Origin of the sequence: Rhodoblastus acidophilus (assembly GCF_900187365.1) — a bacterium.
In the GTDB taxonomy this organism is placed as follows: Bacteria; Pseudomonadota; Alphaproteobacteria; order Rhizobiales; family Beijerinckiaceae; genus Rhodoblastus; species Rhodoblastus acidophilus.
This window is the reverse complement of the sequence record NZ_FYDG01000067.1, coordinates 1-1,359: the sequence shown is the minus strand read 5'-3', so window position 1 is coordinate 1,359 and position 1,359 is coordinate 1. Positions and strand designations below refer to the sequence as shown.

Annotated in this window: 1 protein-coding gene and 1 pseudogene; both read left to right on the top strand. The window is 62.3% G+C overall.

The genetic code is table 11. The annotated features are described in order from the left end of the window. Window positions 1-147 precede the first annotated feature (147 nt). Window positions 148-648 (top strand): hypothetical protein, encoded by a 501-nt coding sequence (locus CFB24_RS22235; protein ID WP_141098594.1) that lies wholly within the window; start codon window positions 148-150, stop codon window positions 646-648. Beyond that, window positions 599-1,359, top strand: a pseudogene (locus tag CFB24_RS22230) (hypothetical protein); the annotation flags it as partial. The gene CFB24_RS22235 and the pseudogene CFB24_RS22230, both read left to right, overlap by 50 nt.

The following is a 1,359-nucleotide window of genomic DNA, read 5'->3' as shown; positions in this document are numbered from 1 at the left end:
GATTTTCGCCCGGAACGCTCCGAATCGATTTCGGTCGCGCAAACTGCGCCGCAAGATCCCGCTTCCGCCCCCCAGGCCGGGAGCGCTCGCGCCCTGTTCGATCGCTTCAATCAGAGCCGAATGCAACCGCGCCGCGACGGCGAGTTGATGCAAACAGCCGAAGGCGCCGCGACCGCCGCCGTCGGCGCCTTCGCGGATTTGGAAAAAGCCGACTCCGCCGCGATCCTTTCCCGCATCCGAGAGGCCGCCGCAACCTCGTCAGGCGGCATCAAGGAAGTGCTCTCGGAAATGAGGCCGGGCGGCGCCTACGAGGATCTGCGCAGGGATTTCAACGCCGCGCTCGCCCGCGACGAGAAGTTTTCGGCGTCTTATGAAAAAGCCGCCAATGCTCTCGACGCCTATGCGGAGCATCGCAACGCCGCCGCCCCGGTTCTGCCAAAAGCCAACGCCAGCGTTCTTGCAAAGCTGGAAGCGTTGGACGAGCAGATCGTCAAAGCGAGCTCGGAGCTTCCAGGACGAGACTCGGGCAAGAGCGCTCTTGACGAGACGCTCGACAAGGGGCGAGAGGCGGTGAAGAACCTCGTCGATTCGCTCCGTAATGCGTTCTCGCGCGAAGGGCCGTCCGCAAGCCCTGGACTTTCGCCCTGACCTTATCGCATTCGCGCCAACGCATGGCAGCCTCAAGAGCCAACCTCTTGAGGCCGCCATGACCAGACATCTATCCCGATTGCTCCCATTCACTTTATTCTTCGTCGTCGCGATCATCGGCGGCGCCGACGCCCAGTCGACCACCAGCAGCAGCAGCTTTGATATCAGTTGGAGCGCCCTTGATCCGGGCGACGATTGGGCCTGGAAAACCATCCAGAGCGTCTTTCCGATCAACGGAACGCCCCCCACTTCAACCGGCGCCGCGGCGAACGTCGTCGGTCTCATCGTCGGCCAGTTGACCGGCTTCGTCATGGCCCTCGCCATGGCCTTCCTCTGTTACATCACCATCATGCACATTCACCGCGTCTCCGAGACGTCGACGCTGTTGACCAACGGCGTTACCAGCCTCGCGGTCGTTCGGATTGGCTTCGCCGCCATCATGATGCTGCCGATGAGTTCCGGTTTTTCGATCGGCCAGTCTTTCGTGATCCAGGCGGCGGGCTGGGGGATTGGCATGGCGCGGACGGTTTACACCAACGTCGTCCAAGCCGTTGGGCCGGATGCGATGATTGTCGCCGAACCGATCATCCCTGGCGCGGGAACCACAATCCTCAATTTGATGCAAGATGAACTGTGCATGGCCTATCTGAACGCCGCTGCGGGCTCGACGATCATTCCCGCCCCGACCGGGACCGTCATCGGCTCCTCGTC

Bases quoted from the DNA above. Each gene is read 5' to 3' on its own strand.
- CFB24_RS22235 (WP_141098594.1), top strand. From the start codon at position 148: ATGCAAACAGCCGAAGGCGCCGCGACCGCCGCCGTCGGCGCCTTCGCG.